The organism is Streptococcus sp. HMSC073D05, assembly GCF_001812015.1.
GTDB lineage: Bacteria > Bacillota > Bacilli > Lactobacillales > Streptococcaceae > Streptococcus > Streptococcus parasanguinis_D.
Genome location: NZ_KV807489.1, coordinates 158788 through 179975, shown reverse-complemented (window position 1 = coordinate 179975; position 21188 = coordinate 158788). Strand labels below are relative to the sequence as shown.

The following is a 21188-nucleotide window of genomic DNA, read 5'->3' as shown; positions in this document are numbered from 1 at the left end:
TGAGTCATCAGCGAAGTAGAAGTAGATGTTCAGCCCATGGGATAACTGTCGTAGAGTAAGGAGTATACGACGAAACGATACGGTAAGTCCGAACAGCTGAATGTGTAAGCTTGTTTGTGAAATGTGGATAATCGTTCAAAAATCAGAAGGACTAGAGATGTATATGTTGGAATTGTATCAAAATCCTTCTTATAAAGATCTAGTCGCATTTGGGTCCTTAAAAGAAGGAAAAGACTTTGTATCTAAAATAACTGGATATACTCTAGAAAATGAAAATGATTTTGTTCAAGGTAATAAAGTAGAAATAACGAACATTTAGATGAAAGGTTTAGAGTAAACATGAGTCTCTTATTTGAAGAATTTAAAACTATTTGTTTCCATTTAAATCGAGTCGGAATTACACCGACACTGATGGGGTCTTTGGGATTGGAGTATAGAACGAAAGAAAATTGGGAGCCGTCTGACATTGACATTCATGTGCCTGGTGACCCTAGAGGTTGGGAAGCACCTGATCATCTCAGAATTTATGACTGGGACAAGATAATGAAAGTGATGAAAGACTTAGGCTACGTCTTAATAGATATTCATGAGCATGAATTCAAAAAGGATCGAGAGAGCGTTGAATTTGGAAGTATCGATTCCTTACCTGATTTTGCAGGAGTTTCGGAATCGGATATAGAACTTATTCACATTGAAGGCATCACTTTTCGTCTTCCAAGTCTGGAGCAGTATCTAAGTATTTACAAAGCTTCTTCTCAAGACTCATATCGAAATGATCACAATAACAATAAGGATTTTAAAAAGATCGAGTGGCTGGAAAGACATTTGTAAATTATCATATAAAAAGTAGTAAGTTGTAAGACTGGCTGCTATGTTATTTTTATTATCATTTTTATTGCTTATTTAATTTATACAATATTGGCGAGTAATAGAATTAGTAAGGAAACAACATTTTAAAATTTAGATCAGGATATCCATTATTGAATGTAACGATTTGCTAATTAGATGATCTATGTTAGAGAATTATCTATTATAATTTAAAGTGGAGTGATGAATGTCGTTTCTTTTGGAACTGGTGAAAATCTTTCCGTTCCACAGTATCATTTTAAAATGATTTTCATTGTCTTTTGTTTATTAGTATAAAAGCAGAATATTACCACATGTTGAGGCAGTATCACTTCTTGTACGATCTGAGGCTTCAGCGAAATAGAAGTAGATGATCTGCCCATGGGACAAGGTGAGACCGAAGGTCGAGAAGGTGCCCTGGGGTATAGGACTCGTAGAATGAGGAGGGAAACCGACGAAATGATACGGTAAGTCCGAACCGCCGAGTGTGTGACTCTACTCTTCCGATCTGAGACAGCGAAAAGTAGAAGGGTATGGTATTGGTATCAATCAATGAGTAACAAAGTAACAGCTTGATTCGAAACATTTGCTTGTAATTTGCGGAGGAACATCAATATGGATGGAATAACAAAAGATTCTATAAAAACGGCTGAACTAATGAAACAATTATGGCCCCAATTGACAGATAAAGAAGCTATTGATGAAGTAAAAAAATATACGAATGGCAAAAATACTGCAATCTTTACTGAAGTTGAAGGTGACACAATTGTAGGGTTAGCACTATGTTCACTCAGATTTGATTATGTTGAAGGTTGTAAATATAGTCCTGTTGGATTCTTAGAAGGGATTATTGTCGACGAGGAATATCGTTTAAAGGATATTGCTAAAAATCTCTGTACAAAATGTGAGGAATGGGCGAAAAATAAAGGATGTAAGGAATTTGCAAGTGATTGTACTTTAACGAATACGGATTCTATAAGATTTCATCTCAATATTGGATTCCAGGAGGCAAATAGAATTATTCACTTTAAGAAGAAATTATAATTTCAGAACGTGGTCAAAATTTATATATCTTTAGGAAGTGTAAAAGAATGGACGGACTACGAATTACTTTTCATTAGTTAAGAATATAGTAATGTTGTAAAGTTAATCGAGGAGTTATTGATGGATTTTAGTGGTAAGATAGCCATAAATAAAGGGTGGTCAGATGATAAAAAATATTGTGTGACAGATCAAAAACAGCAAAAATATTTCTTGCGTGTTTCTGATAAGGAGAAGTTAGATTCTAAAAAATTTGAATTTGATATGATGGAGAAAGTAGCTTCTCTTGGAGTTCCGATGTGTAAACCAATTAGCATTGAACTCTGCGATGACAAAGTACATTCTTTTCACGAATGGATAGACGGGAAAGATGCAAGAGAAACCATTTTAACTGTTTCAAAAGAACAACAATACATTTACGGAGTAGAAGCAGGAAGAATCCTTCAAAAAATTCATTCACTCCCTGTCACAGAAGTTCGTGAAGATTGGGAGGTCTTTTATAATCGAAAAATTGATGACAAAATCAAAAAATACAAAGAATGTCCCGTTCAATACGAAAATGGTCAGATTTTTATTGATTATTTAAATGCAAATCGAGAATTGTTAAAAGATAGACCTCAGGTTTTCCAACATGGAGATTATCATATCGGGAATTTCATGATTGGTGAAGATCGTAAAATCTATGTCATTGACTTTGATCGATTTGATCTTGGAGATCCTTGGGAGGAATTCAATCGTATTGTATGGTCTGCTCAAGTTTCTCCCTCTTTTGCGTCTGGTATGATAGATGGATATTTTGATGGTAAGGTTCCAGATTTATTTTGGAAGCTTCTCGCTATCTATATTCTAAATAACATAGTTGGTGCTCTGTCATGGGCTGTACCTTACGGAGCTGAAGAAATATCAGTAATGAAACATCAAGCTAAGGAAATTTTAGAATGGTATGATGATATGAAGCAAATCATTCCTAGTTGGTATTTGATTGAGAAAAAGGCTTAATAATAAAAGAGTTTAAATATCAATTTGAAAAAATGTCAAGATTATTTGCTCATATTATAACGAATTCAATTCTTTATTAATACCTATCGAGAATTATCTTGAAACTTGGAATGTTGTTTTGGGGTCAAGTTACATGAAAGAATATATTTTAAATTTAGAAAAAGAATTCTCTTTAATAGAAAATGGATTTAAAGAAGAAGAGAAAAGAGCTCTTGCTGATTATCTATCAAACGATAATGTGTATACCAAAGAATTAGCATTTTTAGCTTTTAAATCCAATGTATATCAAGTTAGAATGTACAGTGTATTTCTCTTTGGCCATTTGTCATCGTATGAAGAAATTTTGATCTTTATGAGGGATGAGGTTTCAAAGGATGACAATTGGAGAGTTCAAGAAGTATTAGCAAAAGCATTTGATGAATTTTGTAAGCAAACAGGTTATGAAAAATCTCTTCCGGTTATTGACGACTGGCTACAAAATAATAATCCAAATGTCAGAAGAGCTGTTACAGAAGGTTTGAGAATATGGACGAGTAGACCATATTTCAAGGATAATCCAGATGAAGCTATTAAACGAATCGCAACATTAAAAGAAGATTCTAGTGAATATGTTAGAAAATCAGTTGGTAATGCTTTGAGGGATATTGGCAAAAAATTTCCAGAGTTGATCAAAGAAGAACTTGATAGTTGGGATGTTAAGAGTAAAGAGATTCAAAAAGTTTACAAGTTAGCAAGTAAATTTATTAAGTGACAATTATCAGCTATAAAGCTTGAAAAATGCTAACTATAAAATAGTTTCATTCTAAAGTTTAATTTTAAACAACAACTTAGTCATTTTCGTTCTATAATATAGAAGTTTACTAGCACCATACGTAGAGTGTGTGAGTTTGTTAGTGAAACGTAGCTAATCCTCAAAAGGTTCACTGAACCTTTTGAGTCCGCACATGCGAGAAGGTGCCCTGGGGTATAGCTGTCGTAGAGTAAGGAGTGTACGACGAAACGGTAGGTAAAAGCGTAAAAACCTTGTAATGAAAGGGATTGTAAAAAGCCTTGAGGTCAAGGCTTTTTTCGTGTACATAGGAAATATTAGAGAAAGAGTATAAGTTTAGTATCTTGGTTTGATAGATGGAATTGTTAGGATTCAATTTCCATTTACCCTTTTATTTTTCTATGTTATAATATTTTAGAGTAGACATAATCAGCTTTTAACTCTTCTCTTAGAGTGATAAATTCGCTCAATAGTATAATAACAAAGCCAGACTAGTCACTTTTATTCTACAATAAAGATGCTTTCCAGCACCACGTTGCATCTGTAGTTCTTCTGGTAGTAGCTTAGAAATATTTGAATGAAATATTTTTAAAGTGTTTGTATCCCAGCAAAGAGTTAAAGAGCGACTATCTAAGTTGGTAAATAACTTTAGGAGGTTTATACGTTATGCTTAGATCTTATGTAACCAAGAAGCACCTATTCTTCTATTTTATAGCGATTATGATTACTTGGCTGGAGGCTATCATTACACCAGCTTTGATTCAGTATATTGTCTCTAGTTTTACCAATCACCAGTTGCATTTGCTATGGCAGGTCTTGTTTTGGGGGATTGTTGGAAATCTGATTCTCTTGCTGGGTTTGGCGGGGAAACGTTATTACTACGCACGAGTGCTGACAGACTTCAAGTCGGGTATTAAGAAGGGGATCTTTCAGACTTTCTTATATAGCCGTCGGATAGCGGATCAAGAAGTTTTGTCAGACTTGGAAAATGATGTAAAACAGCTAGAAGATAATTATATTGAGCCGACTGTTATTATCATTTCTTCTTTGGGATTTACAACCGTCTCTATCTGTTATGCTCTTTGGACTAATTTTTATCTTGGCTTGCTCTTTATCATTTTTTATTCGATACCTGTTCTTTGTAGTGGAATTGGCTCTAAACGTTTGGATGAAATTACGAAGGAGAAGTCCTTGGCTAATCAAGCCTATGTCTCTCAAGCAACCAATATGATCGCAGGTGCTCGTTCCATACGGTATTATAGGGGACAAAGCTTGTTTTACAAACTGTTCTCTAAAGATTTGCACAAGGCTCTTAAGGAAGAAATCGCCTATGAAAAGCAGCGGACTATAAATAGTCTCTTTATCAATGGAATTGATGCTTTTTGCTCTGTTGCGCCTATTGTCATTGGTGGTTTCATGACCTATTATAACTACCTATCTGCAGCCAGCTTTGTAGGGATTTACCTCGTATCGTATAATATTGGCTATCAATTTCAGGAGTTATCTTACTTTATCAATACTAGAAAATCAGCCAAGTCTCTCTGTGATAAATATCAAAAATTGTTGGGAGTAGACTTGGATATGCCTTCTGTTCTCGAAGGTTCCGTCTTTCCTATTCAGTTAGAGAAAGTCAGTGTAGAGCGTGATGGTCAAGAAATCCTAGCTCCTTGTGACCTTACTATTGAGGAAGGTGAAAAGATTGCCATTATCGGAGAAAGTGGATCTGGAAAAACAACCTTACTGAACCTAATCTATGGTGAAATTGAACCTAGTCATGGTCGGATTCGCTACCATGGGCAAGAACTAACCTCGGATGAACTCTATCAGGCAGGAGCTTACATTCTCCAGTCTAGTCATATCTTTGATGGTTTGAGCCTAGAGGAAAATATTGCTTTGGGACAAGAACTTGATACTGTAAGGATGGACGAAATCCTGCATCAAACTGGTTTGAAAGCTCTTCAAAACAAAAACCTTAGCAACCAGACTCTGTCAGGTGGTGAGAAGCAGCGCTTAGAAATTGCCCGTGCTCTCTATCACAATCGCCAATTTATCCTAGCTGATGAGGTCAAAGCAAATCTGGACTTTAAAAATCAAGAGAAAATCAGTCACCTTCTCTTCTCCCTCCCTCAAGCACTCGTAGAAGTGATTCATCACTATAGTGAAGAGGACTTGAAGCGCTATGATAAGGTTATAAAATTGGAGAAATAGGTGGAGGTATAGATTTCAGTAAGGAGTTTAAACATGAAATTCCATGAATTTGGTGATAGGAATTTGCCTCCTATCTTACTAATACATGGCGGTGGCAGTTCTTGGTGGAATTATCTTCGTCAAGCACGGATTTTGTCAGAAGACTACCGTGTTATTCTACCCACTTTGAATGGCCACGGTGAAGAATATCAACTCGATTATATTTCTACGGAAGATTCTGCTTTGGAGATCCTAGACTATGTCAAAGCAAACTGTGGTGGGAAGTTGTTTGCGATCGGTGGTGTTTCACTTGGTGGTCAAATTGCCATGGAACTTTTGTCATTAGACAGCGAGATAGCTGAGAAGTCCATCATAGATGGAAGCCTCTGTATTCCTCAACCAAGGTTAGCTAAAATCAGCATCTTTCTAGTAGCTCTATTTGGTAAACTGATGTTCAGTAAATTCTCTTGCAAACTTCAATTAAGCATGATGAACAAACTCTATCCTAAACTGGCTTATCCAGAGGAAATAAAAGCTTATTATTTGGAGGATTTGCCAAGGACGCCTATCAAAACATTGGTGACCATTTACAAAACCTATATGGGACGTTACAAGCTGAAGGACACGATTTCTGCTAGCAAGGCCCAGGTTCTGTATATCTATGGTGAAAAAGAATTAAACTGTGTGAAAGCATCGGCGAAATTATTTCAGCAGCTACATCCAAATACGATCCTTTATGAAGCAAAGGGCTATAATCACGGTTTTTTATCAGCTTATCTGCCTCAAGAGTGGATTGATTTGGTTGAGCCGTTTTTAAAGAGTGATCCATTGGAAATCTGATATGCTGTAAGGAGGATTCTTATGTTAGGAGCAATAGTAGGAGACATTGTAGGTTCTGTTTACGAATGGGGCAATATTAAAACGAAAGATTTTCCATTATTTCGTGAGGATTGTTTTTTCACTGACGATACGGTTATGACCTGTGCTGTTGCTGAAGCCATCATGAACGGTGGTCAGAAGGATGACTTTATTGATGCCATGAAGAAATATGGTAGAATGTATCCCGATGCTGGGTACGGGGCTAGGTTTAATATATGGATTCAAAGCAATGATTGTTCCCCTTATAATAGCTTTGGAAATGGCTCTGCCATGCGTGTTTCTCCTTGTGCTTGGATCATGGATTGTGGTTTCTTTGCAAGAACAGGTACTTGGCCATCTAGTAGAAATCTTGCGAGAATTTCTGCAGAGGTGACTCATAATCATCCAGAGGGTGTCAAAGGGGCAATGGCGACGTCTGATGCTATCTTTCTGTGTCGTTATTACTTTGGAGGCTACTGTGGCGACTACGAGCAACCAATCAATGATCATCCTACAGAGTGTAAAAAACGCATCAGGGAATATATAGAGAAAGAGTATGGCTACAATCTCTCTCAGTCTCTAGATGACATTCGTCCTACTTATCATTTCAATGAAACCTGTCAGGATACGGTACCTCAAGCCATCATTGCTTTTCTTGAAAGTACAGATTTTGAAGATGCGATTCGAAATGCCATCTCTCTTGGTGGGGATAGTGATACTCTTGCTGCTATCACCGGGAGTATAGCAGAGGCCGCATATGGTATTCCTGATTGGATTAAGGATAAGACCTATACCTATCTTGATGAACCCTTAAAGGATATCCTGAGACGCTGGGAGCAAGAAGTTTCAATAACATAACAGAGATTAGATAAAAACAACCAAAAACACTAAAGCGACGGGATAAGTAACAATCTCGTCGCTTTTGTTTAAAAGTTAATGTTGCCATGGATTTATTCAGGCACCTAGTTAGATTTTTGCTGATTCAAGAGGAGGATACAAGTCATTACTGAGATACAGGATACAAGAATCAGATACCAAAGATTTTCAAGACCAAAACCATGATCTAGCATCAAGCGGTATCCCCAAAAGGCTGGGAAAAGACGCCCGATTCCTTGAAGAAAATCAGGTAGTAAGTTGCTAGGAAACATGATTCCTGAGAGCATAATTGAGGGTAAAAATACAAGTTGCGCTATCATGGTAAGCTTTGCTTGATTTTTTACAGTAAGGCCCAGTATACTTCCGATACTTAACGATACGAAAATGTAGATGACCAGTGCGAGAAAGAATAGGGGAAGTTGATTCGGTAGACTTGCTTTAAATAAAATTGGAGCAAGTAGTAGGATCACTATGCAGGTCATTATCAAATGAACAAAGGCAGAGAGAACCATGGTCACCAATCCTAAGTGAATAGGCACACCATTTGCTTTATAAATCTTTTTTATGTCGCTTCCGTATGTTTCAATCAAGGAAGGCGGTAAGCCGAGAAGGGCCCCCATGGAAACACTCATAACAATCATTGACTGTATGAGTGTACTACCCATTTCAGGCATAACGGAAGTAAAAATACCACCCATGAGAAGAAAGAAAATAAGCGGTACAATATAGTAAGTAACCAAGAGAGACTTACTTCGTATGTCCAATTTCCACTGTAATGCTAGGCTATATAAGAATCCTTTCATTCCGATCCCCTCCTTGCCATTTCGATGAAATGCTGCTCCAGTGTGCCACGATCCACCTTAATATCCAATACATGGATATGTTTCTGTTTGCATTCTTCCAATAATGAAATCAAAGTGTCCTCGATCGTATCTGTTTCAAAAGATTCCTCTCCGTCCCGGGTCTTTAAATGGATGAAATATTTTCTTCCCAACCTGTCTGTCAGTTCTGAAGGAGTACCACAAAAGACAATCTTTCCATTATTCAAAATAGCAATGCGGTCACATAAGGTTTCAACTTCGGCCATATCGTGGCTTGCCAAAACAATTGTCTTGCCCTGTGATTTGAGCTTTCGGATTTGTTCATGGAGGGACAGTCTTCCTTCAACATCAAGTCCCGCTGTCGGTTCATCGAGAAAAATAATATCTGGATTACTGATAAGTGCAAGAGCAAGATGTAATCTTCTTTTTTGACCGGTGGATAATTCTATGTATTGCGACTCCTTCATTTCTTTTATGCCAAGGGCCTTTAGCATAGCATCATCAATGTATGTATGATTCCATTTTGCAAAGAGCTTTATGGCTTCCATTGGTTTGATGTGGGCGGGTAGAGAGGAGGACTGTAGTTGAATTCCGGTTTTCCCGTTTAAAACGATAGTGCCTTCATCATATTTTCTCAGACCTTCGATAGCTTCAAGCGTTGTTGTTTTACCAGCTCCGTTCACTCCGAGTAGAGCAAAGATTTCTCCTTGTTTGATTTGAAAATCGAGACCTCTAAGAACCATATTGCTACCATAACTTTTCTTTAATCCAGAAACCTCTATTGCGTCTTTCATGGTTCTACCTCCTCAAGGGGATTGGTTCCAAGTCTTGAAAAATAGACTTGTAAAGCGGGCCCTAAATAATCATTAACGATTTTTTGTTTTTCTTCCCAAGCGTTTGTAGCGATGCCAATATTCCCAACCTCCATCAACTTCGGAAGCATGCTCATATCACCATTTGTAAACTCCATAATCAAGCTCCAGTATTCTTGCACAACCTGCTGGCTTTGTTCGCTTTCAACTGGCACGTTTTCTTTTTGAAGCTCCACGATTTGATCACTTAGGTGGTTCAACCTATCCATAAAATCTTGCCCGCTTTTTTTGTCAAATCGACTGCGTATCTGGTCGAGCGTATCATCATCAAAGCGCTTAATGAGAGAGTAGGAGTCATTCTTCATCTGTAGATTGACAATAATGTCTGCATATTTCTTAAAATTGACCGTTTGTATTTGTAAAACTTCTACCTTTAACTGCTCTATTGCGATCAAAGAATCCTTAAGTTGCTCTATATTTTTACGAAGAACATCTGCCTGCTCCGTAAGAGCTTTAGCAACATCATGAGGTGTTTTTAAAGAGATCAAACGGCTCTTTATATCCTTGAGAGAAAAGCCCAGTGATTTTAAAGATAGAATCTGATGGAGTAGCACTATATCTTTATCGGTATAAAGCCTGCGACCTCCCTCACTTTCTGCCGATGGGGAAAGTAGCCCCTCTTTATCGTAATATTGTAGAGTACGGATGGTAACGCCCATTTTCTTAGCAAGTTCCCCAACTGTCATAAATCCTTCCGGAATTGCTCTATATTTAGCCATCATTACCCACCTCCTCATACCTATTATACATCGTTACGTAACGTCATGAACAAGATTATTTTAAAAAAATTTGATTGAAAAAGATCTTTTCATTTTCGAGAAAAGAAAGAGAGGTCATAGATAAAATGAAGCATGTGACAAAATATTGACATAATTCCTACCCTTTAGAATATTATTGATGAGTAAGTGTCATGATTTAGAAAAGCAAAGCACAATTACAAGATGATCAATAGCAAACACAAGGTGATAGACAGAACAATCTATCACCTTTTTCTGTTTAAAACTATTTATCACCAGTTATGAACTCAGCTTTCTTATCTATTGCAACTTATATTCGGTGAAAGAAGAATCTATTTTTCACTTGAATCCCTTCTCTTTCGTATGGTAGAATGTATATACAAATTGTATGTACAAAGGAGAGGTAGAAATGGCAAACACGAAAGCAGTGAATTTTCGCGCAGATGCGATGTTTTACCAGAAAACAAAAGAAGTACTTGCAGATGAAAAAATTTCTGTGTCAGATGTCCTGAATGCAGCACTTCGAAAAATTGCCAACGGGACTGTGGATCCAAGAGAATTTGTTTCAAGTGATTTGCAGAACACGCAGTACCAAGTGGCCTTTGAGGACTTAAAGAAGGAGATTTTAGTTGGGCACCAGGAAATTGCTCAAGGAAAAGTCACTTCTGTAGCCGATGTGAGAAAGGAATTTGGTCTTGACTAAGTTGAAACGCTATCAGGTCTTCCTTACAGATCGAGCTAAGCAGGACTTGCGTGATATTCACGACTATATTCTTGTGAATTTTTATAGCCAGCAAGCTGCAGATGGTAAAGTCGATTTGCTTTTAAGTGCTCTTGAGACCCTAGAACTTTTTCCAGAAGCGTGTCCTCTGGTATCAAGCCGAGGGTATGGTGAGATGACGAATGATGGAAAACCCTATCGTTATATGCCAATAGAGAACTATCTCGCATTTTATTATATGGAGAAGCATACAGTGTATGTTGCTCGTATCCTAAGTGCAAAGCAGGATTGGGTCAAGATTTTTTATAAGTAGGATGAGGAACTTTGTGTTGCACTTCATTTTACAACGTGGCTCTTATAAAAAAATAAGACTGAAACCAAGGTGAAAACTATATGGTTCAGTCTTTTATCCTATTTATGTAGTATAATGAAGGGAGTAGGGGTTCTCCTTTTTAATAGATTTTTTCCAAGCTGATCTTAGTCATTCTATTGAGTTAAAATCTAGATTAGAGATAAGAAAGTTAAGTGAATTCGAGAGATTGTTTCTTATTTTATTTTAGAGAATTATCTTATCAGGAAACCATTTCCCTACACTTGGATGACAGGGCTTTTTTTAGGTGTGGGATCTCTCTATCTGTCTATACTTTGGGTGATCCTTTATTTTAGTGCTTTTGTCATCGAAGAGGCCCAAAGGAATATCTGGCTATGGATTGTTATCGGTATAGTTGTTATGGCATCTATAGTAGCAACTCCAATAAGAAGATACTACTTTGATTTATAAGTCATTTTTAATTTTAAGTCAGTTTCTGATGGCAATTATGTAGAAAGAGGAAAAGCATGAAGCAATCACTTGAATTTTTAAAAGATAGAATCACTGATAAGATGCTTTTAGAGGATATGGTAGAAATCTTTGAAGATTTGTGTAGTGTTCCTATTGAGGATGAGATGATTTTATTTGAGACAGGGGCATATTCAGCTATATCTAATAAACCCTTATTTCAACTATCGTTAGTAAGGCAAGCTCCAAATGAAGATGAAGAGTTTTATCAAGTTCACCTTGATATTTTCTATGAAGCTAGTGAAGATAATCAAATCTTCAGTGAAGCCACCTGGGACGAAGATATCGAGGAAAATATTTTTGATTATATTAGAGCCTCAGATGTATTTGCTTATGCTAAAAAGCAAGAATACCTAGCAGTCAATATTTATCTGGATGAAACTTAAGAAGAGTAGTAAAGGAAGGAAATCTGGTGGGAAAAAATGAACATTCTTGATCTTAATTCTAATCAGAAGGAGACGATATTATTAATCCATCCAATGTTATCTTCTGCACAAGGGATGAAATCGCTGATTGCAGATCAGATGGGACAAGAGTATAGATATATCATTCCGGATTTATCTGCACATGGGCAATCAACTTCGACCATTTACGAATCGGCTCTTAAGGAAAGCCAAATGATTTATGAATATTTAAAGGATCATCATATTAAAGACTTGCGTTTAGCGTTCGGTGCTTCCTTGGGTGGAGTCGTTTTACTAAAATTATTGAAATATAAGGATATCGGGTTTGGTAAGGTTGTTTTTGAGGGGGTAAGTTTATGGACAAAATCAGCTTTGCTTGATGTATTTACTAGGTACCTATTGCTAAAAAAACATAGAAAAGCTATACGCAACAGAGATCTAGCTGTTCGAAAGATGGTTTCACTTTATGGAGAAAAAGGAGTGATGATGGCAGATTCTTTCATTGCTATGGATGAAGAAAGCATCAAACATATTTCCCATGATTGTGCATTTGTGGATTTGCCCAACCTTACGCCAGAGGAACAAAAAAGTTGTGTATTCTTTTATGGTTCAAAAGAATTCGACTTGATAGCTGCTAAAAAAGTTCTCCCCCAAAAGTATCCTCAAGCCAAATTTCATATTTGGCAAGGATATGGTCACTGTCGCAAGATCACTGAAAATCCTAGAGCCTACTCTATGATTCTGCGAAATGAAATATTTAGTTCGAACTGTTGATTGGGTAAGCTTGTTACTGAAACAGTAATAGAGTGAAATAGCGATAGATTAAATAATGACTAAACTAAGGAATTTGCAAGTGATTTTATTTTAAAAGTTAATTGTTGGCTTTTTCTCAGAATGGGCTTAAAATTTTGTACGGTTAATGGAGGATTTTTCTCATTATAATCTCTCCACAGTTTTATTTCGTATATGAATTGCAATCGGTGTGATAAGTAGGTATAGTAAGGTCAAAATGATAAAAAATCCGATATCAGCATCCAAAAATACATAAACGATGTTAAAGCCAAAATGCATGAAAATAGAATAAATCAGATTATTATATTTTTCCAAAATAATATTCATACAAATAGTAATAGATGTAATCACAACTATATTAGCAATAATATAAGGAACGGCCCGCCAGTCCGTAAATTTTGAATCTACAACCCACAGAAGTGTATGCCAGAAACACCAGACTAGGCCTTGGTAAATAGAGGATTTAAAAAAATGATATTTTTTATTAAATTCTTCTCTCATATAACCACGCCACCCTAATTCTTCACCAGTCGGACCTGATGTAAATGATAAGAATATACTTAGTGGCAATGATACGGTTCCTAGATTGATGTAGGAGAACATTGTTTTTTGGGTCATAAGTGAGTAGAGGAAGAGTGATAAAATACTGAGCCCAAATGTAAGACCAAATGAAGATAGAAGTGGGAGTAACGACACTTTAGCAGAGAAACACCGCTTAAGGAAAGTTGTTCTTTTCTCATCAGTCCTGAAATACTTCCATCCAAATAAAAGAAGGTATGATGGAGACCATGCGACGATATTTCGTACAATCCACATGATAACAGGTGGAACCTTAAATATTAAACTTGCAGGAGCTGCTACAAAAATAATGAGTGCCCAAACAAGTACATAAGAACTGATGATGTATCTTTTTAAATAATTTACATTCATTTAGTTACCCTCTTTCTTCAGTTGTATAGATAACTAGTTCACTCTTAATACCATTCAATTCAATTATATTATCTGCATCGGGTGAATCGAATGATTCAGTTTTTTGCCCATTTTTTTCATAATAAATATTTGTTCCAATCCCTTTGGTAACAGCAGTAAATAGGCTGTTTTCAGGAATACGAATTCTGGATGTTGCTGAAATCTGGTTAATGTCAATTTCACCGTTTAATGAATGACATAATACTTCCATATCAAGATTACAATTTATTTTTACTTTACCTGAAATATCTTCTAGGCTAATACGAGATGTTTTAAGGTCGAGTTCGATATTGTCACATTCTAGGGAGTGAATTTCTACAGACTCTGAACGAACCGCGCATTCAATGTGACTAATATAGCGAGTTGGGATTTGCACAAAGATACTGACCGTTTCTTTAGCCGTTGCCTCTGTTACACCATTGTAACGTTTTACATCTAGGTCAATTCTTTTTCTACTATCATCAATTTTTACTTTAAAATCATTTTGAAGTGTAGAAAGAAGATTGGATACCAGACGAACTCGAATCTTTTCTCCCTTGTATCCGGACAATACAAACTTTTCTGCGCCTCCAAATTTCATATCATAGCTCTTGATCTTATCGATATCATACTCTGTGATACTCTCAAAAAGATATTCGCTTGTCTTAAGACTAGTTCTTTCATTACAGATTAGCTCATCGATAGAGATGTTAAATAGGTTTGAGATGGAAATCATATTTTCGATATCTGGAATACCAGCACCAGTTTCCCACTTTGTTTCAGCTTGTCTTGATACACCGATTTTTTCAGCTAAAAGTTCTTGTGACATCCCTACTTGTTTACGTATGGATTTTAATTTTTCAGCAAATGTCATGTTGTATGACCTCCTCTATATTCTATGATGTAATTTGTCATAAAGTAGCAATATGACTGATTTTAGTATAGAATAAACGATGATTACAGCACAAGCAAGTAGAGGTTGCATTCTCATTATTTTTGCTACTTTGCGTGGCATTTATCGTTTTAACGTTGATTTTTAGCATTATTTTAGTTATTTTACCATACATTCAAATAATAGAATTAAAAATAATATTTTGAAATCTGAACTGCACCCCAAAAGTTAGACAGAAAAAAATCTAACTTTTGGGGTGCAGTTCAATTTTTTTTTTAAAATTGAGAAAATATTTTTAGAAAACGATGTCAAATATAGTTGACATTAAACAACTAATATTGTAAAATAAATGTATCAAATATATTTGACACATTTGTGATTAGGAGGTGCCAAGTGAACCGGGTGAAAGAATACAGAGTCAATCTTGGTCTTTCTCAATTGGCTTTGGCAAAAAGTATTGGAGTTTCCAGGCAAACGATTAATATGATTGAGAATGGGAAGTATAACCCTTCTTTAGATCTCTGTATCAATCTGGCAAAAGAGCTTGGGACGGATTTGAATTCTTTATTTTGGAGGATCGATGATGATGAATAAAAACTGGCAATTGAAATGTGTTAAAGCCTTCTACGATATTACAGGTGAGCTTGACGAATACAAGGAAAAAGAATTGAGTACCTTTGGGAACAACATGTACATGCTCTTTATGTCGGGGATTATCCTTGGATTCCTGCTCAGTTTCATGTTCACTACAGATTGTGTCGGTGTGATCACGTTTTTAGTATTTTGCTACTCTCTGTACCAACAAGAGCAGGTGATTCATCGTTTGGAACTCGAAATCTATGAGGTTTCAGAAGATGAAGTAGGAGAGGCGAAGAAAAAAATGCTAAAAAGAACTTTCCTTCAAACCTTGATTGTGATGGGACTGGCTATTTTTGTTGCTATCGGTCTTTGGAGAACAGGATTGCTACAAGAAAATAAGATAAACTTTGAAATGTATTTCACTTTTATTTTCCATCTTGTCATTGGGCTGATTACCATTATCAGTTTCTTGAGTAGTTTCATTGCAAATAGAAGAAAAATCAAGGTGATTCGGGAGTAGAGCCATCAGAGATAAGACTGGATATTTATATTAAGATTAAGATAAAAGTAAATGGAACCCATTATGATGAAAGAAATGAGTAAGTATGAATAGAATAGTAGACGATCAGATAGTGCTTATTCCCTATTATAGGAATGATGAGATCTCCCTTCTTTGGTATCAAGATAGTGAGGTTTGCAAACAAGTGGATAATACTGATCAGATTTACGATGTAACAAAACTTCATAAAATGTATGATTACCTATCTTCACATGGTTCTTGCTATTATATCCAATATGAGGGAGTGTTAGTTGGAGATGTGACACTTCAAGATAATTCAGAGCTTTCTATAGTGATCAGCAAAGAGTATCAGAATTTACATATCGGAAGACGATGTGTTTCTGAAATGATACAGTTGGCCAAAGAGAAAGAAATGGTTAAGGTTACTGCTCAAATTTATCCTTTTAATACTCAAAGTCAAAGAATGTTTTTGGCTTTGGGATTTCAGAAAGTAGATGAAGAGTGGTATGAATATAAGTTGATTTAGAATAGTTGTGTATCATTTTATGTATTAAAATAATAGTCAATATTTTATACACTAAAAAATATTAAAGTAAAAATAAACTTATTGAAAAATCTAATTGACATAGGAGAAGAAATTGCCTATCTTCTGTGTTTGTAACCGCTTTTTTCTGCTATAATATCACTAGATAGAAATGTGGGAGTTTCAATCATGGTTACAAAACGGTTTTTGAAAAATGTTATTGTTACGCTGGTCTCGGTTTTTATGTCCTTGGTCGTTGTTCAAGGGGCTAAAGCCCAGCAAACGGGCCTCGATTACCAGAGTCTTCATCTACTGCCTTTTAATGGCAGTAAGCAGCTCGTTCTAGGTGAGTTTGATCATTTAGGTCGGGCGACTTCGGCACATATTCAGCTGCAGGACAAGGATGAGCCAAAGAAAAAAAGAGAACCACGGCTCAACTATAATCCGGTTGGCTGGCACAATTATAAGATTGCTTATGGAAACAAAGGGAAGAAGGCCTGGCTGTTCCATAGAGGACATCTGATTGGCTATCAGTTTAGCGGTCTGACCGATGAAGGGAAAAATCTGGTTCCTTTAACTGCCTGGACCAATACGGGGAATTATAAAGGGACAGCGGATAGTAATGTGGAGGGCATGCTCTACTACGAGAAACGACTCGATAGCTGGCTGGCCACCCACCCCAATTATTGGCTGGATTATAAGGTGACGCCTGTCTATACGGGGGATGAATTGATCCCTCGGCAGGTGACCTTGCAATATGTAGGAATTGATCGAGATGGCAACCTTCTGCCTATCCATCTAAGTAGTCCCAAAGAGTCGGTAGATGCTTATGGGATCACCACTGTTACCTTGGATAACTACTCTAAGAATGCGACTATTGACTATCTGAAGGGGACAGCCAAGCCATCTTTAGTGCCGACGGAACCAAGTAGTCAACCACAACCAGCCAGTCCTTCTGTAGAGACGAAACCAAGTCAAGCCCCTCAACCGAGTCAGCCAGCAGTGCCTGCACAGCCAGTTCAACCTGTCCAGCCTACAGAGCCAACTCGTCAACTAGCTCCAGTTGTTTATGTGGCCAGAAATGGGAGTGCTGATGTTTATTGGTACTCTAAGGATAGCATGCCACGAAATACTAACTTTGCCAAAGTAGTTGAAATGTCAGAAGAGCAAGCGCTAAGTCTTGGAAAACGGCATACAAGTAAGGAATGAGTATCAGTCATTTAGATGATGAGAAAGCCCAATCGCTGGGCTTTTTGTGTAGGGTAAGGTTCTAAATAGGAGAACTAAAATGATTGAAAATATGCTATAATAATAGGACGGAGGTAGAATATGACCTTAGATGTAGATAAAGAAAAAATGATGATTATGGGTGTGATTTTTGACAACAAAAAGGTTTTTAAGAGCGTCTGGTTTGCTCTTAGCACCAATATGATTGAAGGATGGCATCCCACGGTAGAAGACGTGGAGCGACTGAGAGAAGTGGCCATTCTGGAAAGTGCAAACTAGAATGATCTGTTTTTGAACTATACTTGTAGGTTTAATTTTCTGTTTGTATGAATAATTGTGTAAGTAAATTTTAAAAAATACGAATAACACTTGAATTATCTAGTAAAAACTGTATAATGTAGTTAATAGGACCGCCCACCTCTCTTTGATGTGACAAGGCGGACATTTTTTTATCTGGAAGTTTTTATGGATGTTAAAGAATTTAAGACTTGGAAAGAGCAAGTAGCTAAACTAATTGAGCACGGTTGTATAGATATCAAATCGGATGAGTTTGCGATTGATATTTTGAAGAAGGTTAATTATTATAGGCTAACTGCTTATTTTTTACCTTTTCGTGATAAGGAAACGCAGAAATATGATTCTAATAAGGTTTCTTTAGAAAAGATCTATGAAATTTACTGTTTTGATGCAGAGTTACGCTTGCTCATTTTTAAGTACATTGAAGATATTGAATTATACTTTAGAACCCAAGTTGCCTACTATCATGGGAAACTATACGGAGCTTTAGCTTATAAAGATAAAACTTCTTTTAATAAATTTCATAAACATGATGAATTTTTGGAAGGTATTGACAAAGAATTAGGACATAGGAAGAAAAGTCCTATTTATAAACATCATCAGATAAAATATGATGGAGTGTTCCCTATTTGGGTTTTAGTAGAGTTTTTCACCTTTGGTATGACATCAAAATTTTTTGCCGATTCTCCTACAGATGTTCAACAGTCTATTGCTAACAATGTTGGTCTAAAATCTTCTCAAATCAGAACCTATCTAGAAGTTTCTGTAGTCTTAAGAAATTACTGTGCTCATTATAATCGACTATACTATACAAGCTTTACAAAAATCCCTGGTCAACTTCCTTCTTTTATGCATGAAAATAGCAAGTTAAAAAATAGATTAATGGCCCAACTTTATGCTATTAAATGCCTTTATCCTGATAAGAAAAAATGGAATGATGGATTTTTACGTGAATTATCAGAACTTATTCAACGCTATCGAGAAGCGATTCATCTCCATCATATTGGCTTTATTGATAATTGGAAAGAAGTACTAAAGAAATAAAAATATTGAAATAACTATTTAAGAATAATTCCACAAAGATCTTTAAGCCCAATTGCTGGGCTTTTTGTGTTGCACTAGAATCTTAACAAGTTAGTAGTCTAAAATTATCTCACAAGCTCTTGCAAACCTTTTTCTAAAGTTGTATACTAGAGTGAGTTTTGTGTAATCGTTTGCATTAAACGGTAAATGATGAAAAGAGAGTATAGTAGGAGACGAGACAGATGGAATTAACAGCGATTTATCATCGGCCTGAATCGGAGTATGCCTATCTTTATAAGGACGGGCAGCTTCATATTCGCATCCGGACCAAGAAAGAAGATATCAAACGGATTGTCTTGCACTATGGGGATCCCTTTATTTTTATAGAGGATCTTTATGAGGCAACTAAGGAAATGGACAAGGTGACGACAGACGACCTCTTTGATTATTGGCAAGTGTCGGTATCTGTCCGCCATGCCCGGATCCAGTACCTCTTTGAATTAGAGTCCACGGCGGGAGAGAAGACCTTGTACGGAGATCGAGGTGTAGCAGCCTACACCAAGGAGAACCTGGACTTCGTCATGAACGGCTTTAAGCTTCCTTTTATCCATGAGATTGATGGGTGTGCTGTTCCAGATTGGGTGGCGCAGACGGTTTGGTACCAAATCTTTCCTGAGCGCTTTGCCAATGGGAATCCAGCCATTTCACCAGAAGGCGTCCGCCCTTGGGATGCCTCTATTGCTCCTCAAGTATTGGATTTCTTTGGTGGAGATTTACAAGGGATCATCGATCACTTGGACTACTTGCAGGAGTTAGGGATTACAGGGCTCTACCTTTGCCCGATTTTTGAATCTCCAAGCAACCACAAATACGATACCATTGATTATTTTGAAATTGATCGACATTTTGGTGATAAGGACACCTTCCGCCAGCTAGTGAAAGAGGCTCATGCGCGTGGAATGAAGATTATGCTGGATGCCGTCTTCAACCATATTGGTTATGATTCACCCCAATGGCAGGATGTGGTCAAACACGGGGAGGATTCGATTTACAAGGACTGGTTCCATATCAAAGAGTTCCCTGTCTCCTCAGAAAATCTGTGGAATAGTCGCGACTTGTCTTACCATGCTTTTGCCTTTGCGGGCTATATGCCTAAGCTCAATACGGCTAATCCAGAGGTGAAGGCCTATCTCTTGAAGGTTGCGACTTACTGGATTGAAGAGTTTGATATTGATGCTTGGCGATTGGACGTGGCCAATGAAATCGACCATCAATTCTGGCGGGATTTCCGTAAGGCGGTCTTGGCTAAGAAGTCAGACCTCTATATCCTCGGGGAAATCTGGCATTCGTCTCAACCTTGGCTCAATGGTGATGAGTTCCATGCGGTGATGAACTATCCGCTCTCTGAAAGTATCAAGGATTATTTCCTGCGGGGGCATAAGGAGACCCAGCGCTTCATTTGGGAGATCAATAGCCAGTCGATGTATTACAGGCAGCAGATCTCTGAGGTCATGTTTAACCTCTTGGACTCCCATGATACAGAGCGCATTTTGACGACGGCCAAAGGCGATCTTCAGTCCGTCAAGTCTGCCCTCGCCTTCCTCTATCTGCAACGAGGAACGCCGTGTATCTATTATGGAACGGAGCTAGCCCTCATCGGTGGCCCGGACCCAGATTGCCGGCGTGTCATGCCTTGGGAGCGCGTGTCAGTGGACAATGATATGCTGAACTTTATGAAGGATTTGATCCAGCTCAGAAAAGAAGTAGCGGGCATGATTCAACATGGTAAAGTGAGTCTGAAAGAAGTGGAGCCAGATGTGGTGGCAGTAGAATGGCAGCATGAAGGCCACCTTCTCAAAGCCTACTTTAACCACTCGAAGAAAGACGTTGTCTTAGAAAGAACACAAGCAGATCTGATCAGTCTTGGAAACATTTCCGATGATCGATTGATCATTCAGCCAAATGGATTTGTTATTTGTAGAGAAGAACTGAACGGATAAATCAATGTCTAATGGACGCATTTGTGTACTATTTTCCAAAATCCTTTAGTTGTACATTCCTCTACATAGGTGTATAATGTGTCCTTAGATAAACAAATAAGGAGTTTACTATGGATTTAAAAGATTTTACAGAAAAAGAACAAGAACAAATCAAGCAAGGATTGAGCACGGCTGAGATTTCTGATAAGGAAGCGGCGAAGAAGTTGCTCGCTCTTGTTCCACAAGAATGGATTAAACGCATTCCTTTCTTTGTCAGAGGACATGCGACGACCAAGACAGTTGAGCGTGTAGCCAAGCAATACCCTGAACTCTATGCCGTGGCCAAGCGCCAAGGAGACCTTCCTGAAAAAGAAGGAGAAGAGCTCCGTAAGATTATGACGGCCATCTTTGAAGAAAAGATGAACAAACACAAGATTAA

At 37.2% G+C, this 21188-nt stretch carries 25 protein-coding genes; 20 read left to right on the top strand and 5 right to left on the bottom strand.

What is annotated here, in order from left to right:
• The first annotated feature begins 163 nt into the window (after positions 1–163).
• The 8 genes from HMPREF2832_RS10400 (at position 164) to HMPREF2832_RS04280 (ending at position 7558) form a co-directional block, all read left to right on the top strand.
• A complete protein-coding gene (locus HMPREF2832_RS10400) occupies positions 164–319 on the top strand; it encodes a hypothetical protein (RefSeq protein ID WP_173019390.1) in 156 nt (51 codons plus the stop codon).
• A gap of 20 nt (positions 320–339) precedes the next feature.
• A complete protein-coding gene (locus HMPREF2832_RS04310) occupies positions 340–831 on the top strand; it encodes a phosphoribosylanthranilate isomerase (RefSeq protein ID WP_070505690.1) in 492 nt (163 codons plus the stop codon).
• A gap of 630 nt (positions 832–1461) precedes the next feature.
• Positions 1462–1890: an aminoglycoside 6'-N-acetyltransferase gene (gene aac(6') / locus HMPREF2832_RS04305; protein ID WP_049497276.1), complete on the top strand. Its 429-nt coding sequence runs from the start codon at positions 1462–1464 to the stop codon at positions 1888–1890.
• Between the two features lie 120 nt (positions 1891–2010).
• Entirely contained in the window at positions 2011–2886 is an 876-nt protein-coding gene (locus HMPREF2832_RS04300; RefSeq protein ID WP_013903433.1) for an aminoglycoside phosphotransferase family protein, read from the top strand.
• A gap of 133 nt (positions 2887–3019) precedes the next feature.
• On the top strand, positions 3020–3637 hold the full coding sequence (locus HMPREF2832_RS04295) for a DNA alkylation repair protein (protein WP_013903434.1): 618 nt from the start codon (positions 3020–3022) through the stop codon (positions 3635–3637).
• A 684-nt stretch (positions 3638–4321) separates the two neighbouring features.
• On the top strand, positions 4322–5863 hold the full coding sequence (locus HMPREF2832_RS04290; RefSeq protein ID WP_070505687.1) for a streptosactin export ABC transporter GggC: 1542 nt from the start codon (positions 4322–4324) through the stop codon (positions 5861–5863).
• A gap of 33 nt (positions 5864–5896) precedes the next feature.
• Positions 5897–6682, top strand: a complete 786-nt coding sequence (locus HMPREF2832_RS04285) for an alpha/beta fold hydrolase (RefSeq protein WP_070505685.1) — start codon at positions 5897–5899, stop codon at positions 6680–6682.
• 21 nt (positions 6683–6703) lie between these two features.
• Positions 6704–7558, top strand: a complete 855-nt coding sequence (locus HMPREF2832_RS04280; RefSeq protein ID WP_070505683.1) for an ADP-ribosylglycohydrolase family protein — start codon at positions 6704–6706, stop codon at positions 7556–7558.
• A gap of 104 nt (positions 7559–7662) precedes the next feature.
• Here HMPREF2832_RS04280 and HMPREF2832_RS04275 read toward each other — a convergent pair whose 3' ends face one another.
• The 3 genes from HMPREF2832_RS04275 to HMPREF2832_RS04265 are packed head-to-tail and all read right to left on the bottom strand — an operon-like array spanning position 7663 to position 9991.
• Positions 7663–8379: an ABC transporter permease gene (locus HMPREF2832_RS04275; RefSeq protein ID WP_070505681.1), complete on the bottom strand. Its 717-nt coding sequence runs from the start codon at positions 8377–8379 to the stop codon at positions 7663–7665.
• The gene (locus tag HMPREF2832_RS04270) at positions 8376–9191 is read right to left on the bottom strand and encodes an ABC transporter ATP-binding protein (protein WP_070505679.1); all 816 of its coding nucleotides are present in this window, start codon (positions 9189–9191) and stop codon (positions 8376–8378) included. The genes HMPREF2832_RS04275 and HMPREF2832_RS04270 overlap by 4 nt, the downstream gene beginning before the upstream one ends.
• Positions 9188–9991, bottom strand: a complete 804-nt coding sequence (locus HMPREF2832_RS04265; RefSeq protein ID WP_186823066.1) for a MerR family transcriptional regulator — start codon at positions 9989–9991, stop codon at positions 9188–9190. Before HMPREF2832_RS04265 ends, HMPREF2832_RS04270 begins: the two co-directional genes overlap by 4 nt.
• A gap of 424 nt (positions 9992–10415) precedes the next feature.
• Here HMPREF2832_RS04265 and HMPREF2832_RS04260 point away from each other — a divergent pair, with 424 nt between their 5' ends.
• The 4 genes from HMPREF2832_RS04260 (at position 10416) to HMPREF2832_RS04245 (ending at position 12743) form a co-directional block, all read left to right on the top strand.
• Positions 10416–10709 carry a type II toxin-antitoxin system RelB/ParD family antitoxin gene (locus HMPREF2832_RS04260; RefSeq protein ID WP_049497549.1) on the top strand — a complete coding sequence of 98 codons (294 nt, stop codon included), beginning with the start codon at positions 10416–10418 and terminating at the stop codon, positions 10707–10709.
• Entirely contained in the window at positions 10702–11040 is a 339-nt protein-coding gene (locus tag HMPREF2832_RS04255; protein ID WP_070505675.1) for a type II toxin-antitoxin system RelE/ParE family toxin, read from the top strand. The genes HMPREF2832_RS04260 and HMPREF2832_RS04255 overlap by 8 nt, the downstream gene beginning before the upstream one ends.
• Positions 11041–11564: 524 nt before the next feature.
• On the top strand, positions 11565–11951 hold the full coding sequence (locus tag HMPREF2832_RS04250) for a hypothetical protein (protein WP_070505673.1): 387 nt from the start codon (positions 11565–11567) through the stop codon (positions 11949–11951).
• Between the two features lie 36 nt (positions 11952–11987).
• Positions 11988–12743: an alpha/beta fold hydrolase gene (locus HMPREF2832_RS04245; protein WP_070505671.1), complete on the top strand. Its 756-nt coding sequence runs from the start codon at positions 11988–11990 to the stop codon at positions 12741–12743.
• A gap of 162 nt (positions 12744–12905) precedes the next feature.
• Here the strand turns inward: HMPREF2832_RS04245 and HMPREF2832_RS04240 are convergent, their stop codons facing one another.
• The gene (locus tag HMPREF2832_RS04240) at positions 12906–13691 is read right to left on the bottom strand and encodes a CPBP family intramembrane glutamic endopeptidase (RefSeq protein ID WP_049472773.1); all 786 of its coding nucleotides are present in this window, start codon (positions 13689–13691) and stop codon (positions 12906–12908) included.
• A gap of 4 nt (positions 13692–13695) precedes the next feature.
• Positions 13696–14583, bottom strand: coding sequence for a helix-turn-helix domain-containing protein (locus HMPREF2832_RS04235; protein ID WP_070505670.1), 888 nt, complete (start codon positions 14581–14583; stop codon positions 13696–13698).
• A gap of 411 nt (positions 14584–14994) precedes the next feature.
• Here HMPREF2832_RS04235 and HMPREF2832_RS04230 point away from each other — a divergent pair, with 411 nt between their 5' ends.
• From HMPREF2832_RS04230 to HMPREF2832_RS04200, 8 genes are all read left to right on the top strand, one after another.
• On the top strand, positions 14995–15195 hold the full coding sequence (locus tag HMPREF2832_RS04230) for a helix-turn-helix transcriptional regulator (protein ID WP_003003382.1): 201 nt from the start codon (positions 14995–14997) through the stop codon (positions 15193–15195).
• A complete protein-coding gene (locus HMPREF2832_RS04225) occupies positions 15182–15700 on the top strand; it encodes a DUF3278 domain-containing protein (RefSeq protein WP_061604577.1) in 519 nt (172 codons plus the stop codon). Before HMPREF2832_RS04230 ends, HMPREF2832_RS04225 begins: the two co-directional genes overlap by 14 nt.
• A gap of 85 nt (positions 15701–15785) precedes the next feature.
• Complete coding sequence (locus HMPREF2832_RS04220) at positions 15786–16226, top strand: GNAT family N-acetyltransferase (RefSeq protein ID WP_013903449.1); 441 nt, start codon at positions 15786–15788, stop codon at positions 16224–16226.
• Positions 16227–16412: 186 nt separating this feature from the next.
• The gene (locus tag HMPREF2832_RS04215; RefSeq protein WP_061604578.1) at positions 16413–17432 is read left to right on the top strand and encodes a DNA/RNA non-specific endonuclease; all 1020 of its coding nucleotides are present in this window, start codon (positions 16413–16415) and stop codon (positions 17430–17432) included.
• Positions 17433–17552: 120 nt separating this feature from the next.
• Positions 17553–17729 carry a hypothetical protein gene (locus HMPREF2832_RS10395; RefSeq protein ID WP_173018723.1) on the top strand — a complete coding sequence of 59 codons (177 nt, stop codon included), beginning with the start codon at positions 17553–17555 and terminating at the stop codon, positions 17727–17729.
• A gap of 186 nt (positions 17730–17915) precedes the next feature.
• On the top strand, positions 17916–18791 hold the full coding sequence (locus HMPREF2832_RS04210; protein ID WP_049497573.1) for an Abi family protein: 876 nt from the start codon (positions 17916–17918) through the stop codon (positions 18789–18791).
• A gap of 221 nt (positions 18792–19012) precedes the next feature.
• Entirely contained in the window at positions 19013–20770 is a 1758-nt protein-coding gene (locus HMPREF2832_RS04205; RefSeq protein ID WP_070505668.1) for a glycoside hydrolase family 13 protein, read from the top strand.
• 110 nt (positions 20771–20880) lie between these two features.
• A partial coding sequence (locus HMPREF2832_RS04200; RefSeq protein ID WP_070505666.1) for a hypothetical protein occupies positions 20881–21188 on the top strand: 308 nt, incomplete at its 3' end.

What these genes read in the sequence shown, in the direction of transcription:
- HMPREF2832_RS04310 (WP_070505690.1), top strand. Translation starts at nt 340, where the DNA reads ATGAGTCTCTTATTTGAAGAATTTAAAACTATTTGTTTCCATTTAAAT.
- HMPREF2832_RS04245 (WP_070505671.1), top strand. Translation starts at nt 11,988, where the DNA reads ATGAACATTCTTGATCTTAATTCTAATCAGAAGGAGACGATATTATTA.
- HMPREF2832_RS04260 (WP_049497549.1), top strand. Translation starts at nt 10,416, where the DNA reads ATGGCAAACACGAAAGCAGTGAATTTTCGCGCAGATGCGATGTTTTAC.
- HMPREF2832_RS04225 (WP_061604577.1), top strand. Translation starts at nt 15,182, where the DNA reads ATGATGATGAATAAAAACTGGCAATTGAAATGTGTTAAAGCCTTCTAC.
- HMPREF2832_RS04295 (WP_013903434.1), top strand. Translation starts at nt 3,020, where the DNA reads ATGAAAGAATATATTTTAAATTTAGAAAAAGAATTCTCTTTAATAGAA.
- HMPREF2832_RS04205 (WP_070505668.1), top strand. Translation starts at nt 19,013, where the DNA reads ATGGAATTAACAGCGATTTATCATCGGCCTGAATCGGAGTATGCCTAT.
- HMPREF2832_RS04285 (WP_070505685.1), top strand. Translation starts at nt 5,897, where the DNA reads ATGAAATTCCATGAATTTGGTGATAGGAATTTGCCTCCTATCTTACTA.
- HMPREF2832_RS04220 (WP_013903449.1), top strand. Translation starts at nt 15,786, where the DNA reads ATGAATAGAATAGTAGACGATCAGATAGTGCTTATTCCCTATTATAGG.
- HMPREF2832_RS04240 (WP_049472773.1), bottom strand. Translation starts at nt 13,691, where the DNA reads ATGAATGTAAATTATTTAAAAAGATACATCATCAGTTCTTATGTACTT.
- HMPREF2832_RS04250 (WP_070505673.1), top strand. Translation starts at nt 11,565, where the DNA reads ATGAAGCAATCACTTGAATTTTTAAAAGATAGAATCACTGATAAGATG.
- HMPREF2832_RS04290 (WP_070505687.1), top strand. Translation starts at nt 4,322, where the DNA reads ATGCTTAGATCTTATGTAACCAAGAAGCACCTATTCTTCTATTTTATA.
- HMPREF2832_RS04300 (WP_013903433.1), top strand. Translation starts at nt 2,011, where the DNA reads ATGGATTTTAGTGGTAAGATAGCCATAAATAAAGGGTGGTCAGATGAT.
- HMPREF2832_RS10395 (WP_173018723.1), top strand. Translation starts at nt 17,553, where the DNA reads ATGACCTTAGATGTAGATAAAGAAAAAATGATGATTATGGGTGTGATT.
- HMPREF2832_RS04275 (WP_070505681.1), bottom strand. Translation starts at nt 8,379, where the DNA reads ATGAAAGGATTCTTATATAGCCTAGCATTACAGTGGAAATTGGACATA.
- HMPREF2832_RS04215 (WP_061604578.1), top strand. Translation starts at nt 16,413, where the DNA reads ATGGTTACAAAACGGTTTTTGAAAAATGTTATTGTTACGCTGGTCTCG.
- HMPREF2832_RS04270 (WP_070505679.1), bottom strand. Translation starts at nt 9,191, where the DNA reads ATGAAAGACGCAATAGAGGTTTCTGGATTAAAGAAAAGTTATGGTAGC.
- HMPREF2832_RS10400 (WP_173019390.1), top strand. Translation starts at nt 164, where the DNA reads ATGTTGGAATTGTATCAAAATCCTTCTTATAAAGATCTAGTCGCATTT.
- HMPREF2832_RS04280 (WP_070505683.1), top strand. Translation starts at nt 6,704, where the DNA reads ATGTTAGGAGCAATAGTAGGAGACATTGTAGGTTCTGTTTACGAATGG.
- HMPREF2832_RS04210 (WP_049497573.1), top strand. Translation starts at nt 17,916, where the DNA reads ATGGATGTTAAAGAATTTAAGACTTGGAAAGAGCAAGTAGCTAAACTA.
- HMPREF2832_RS04265 (WP_186823066.1), bottom strand. Translation starts at nt 9,991, where the DNA reads ATGATGGCTAAATATAGAGCAATTCCGGAAGGATTTATGACAGTTGGG.
- HMPREF2832_RS04235 (WP_070505670.1), bottom strand. Translation starts at nt 14,583, where the DNA reads ATGACATTTGCTGAAAAATTAAAATCCATACGTAAACAAGTAGGGATG.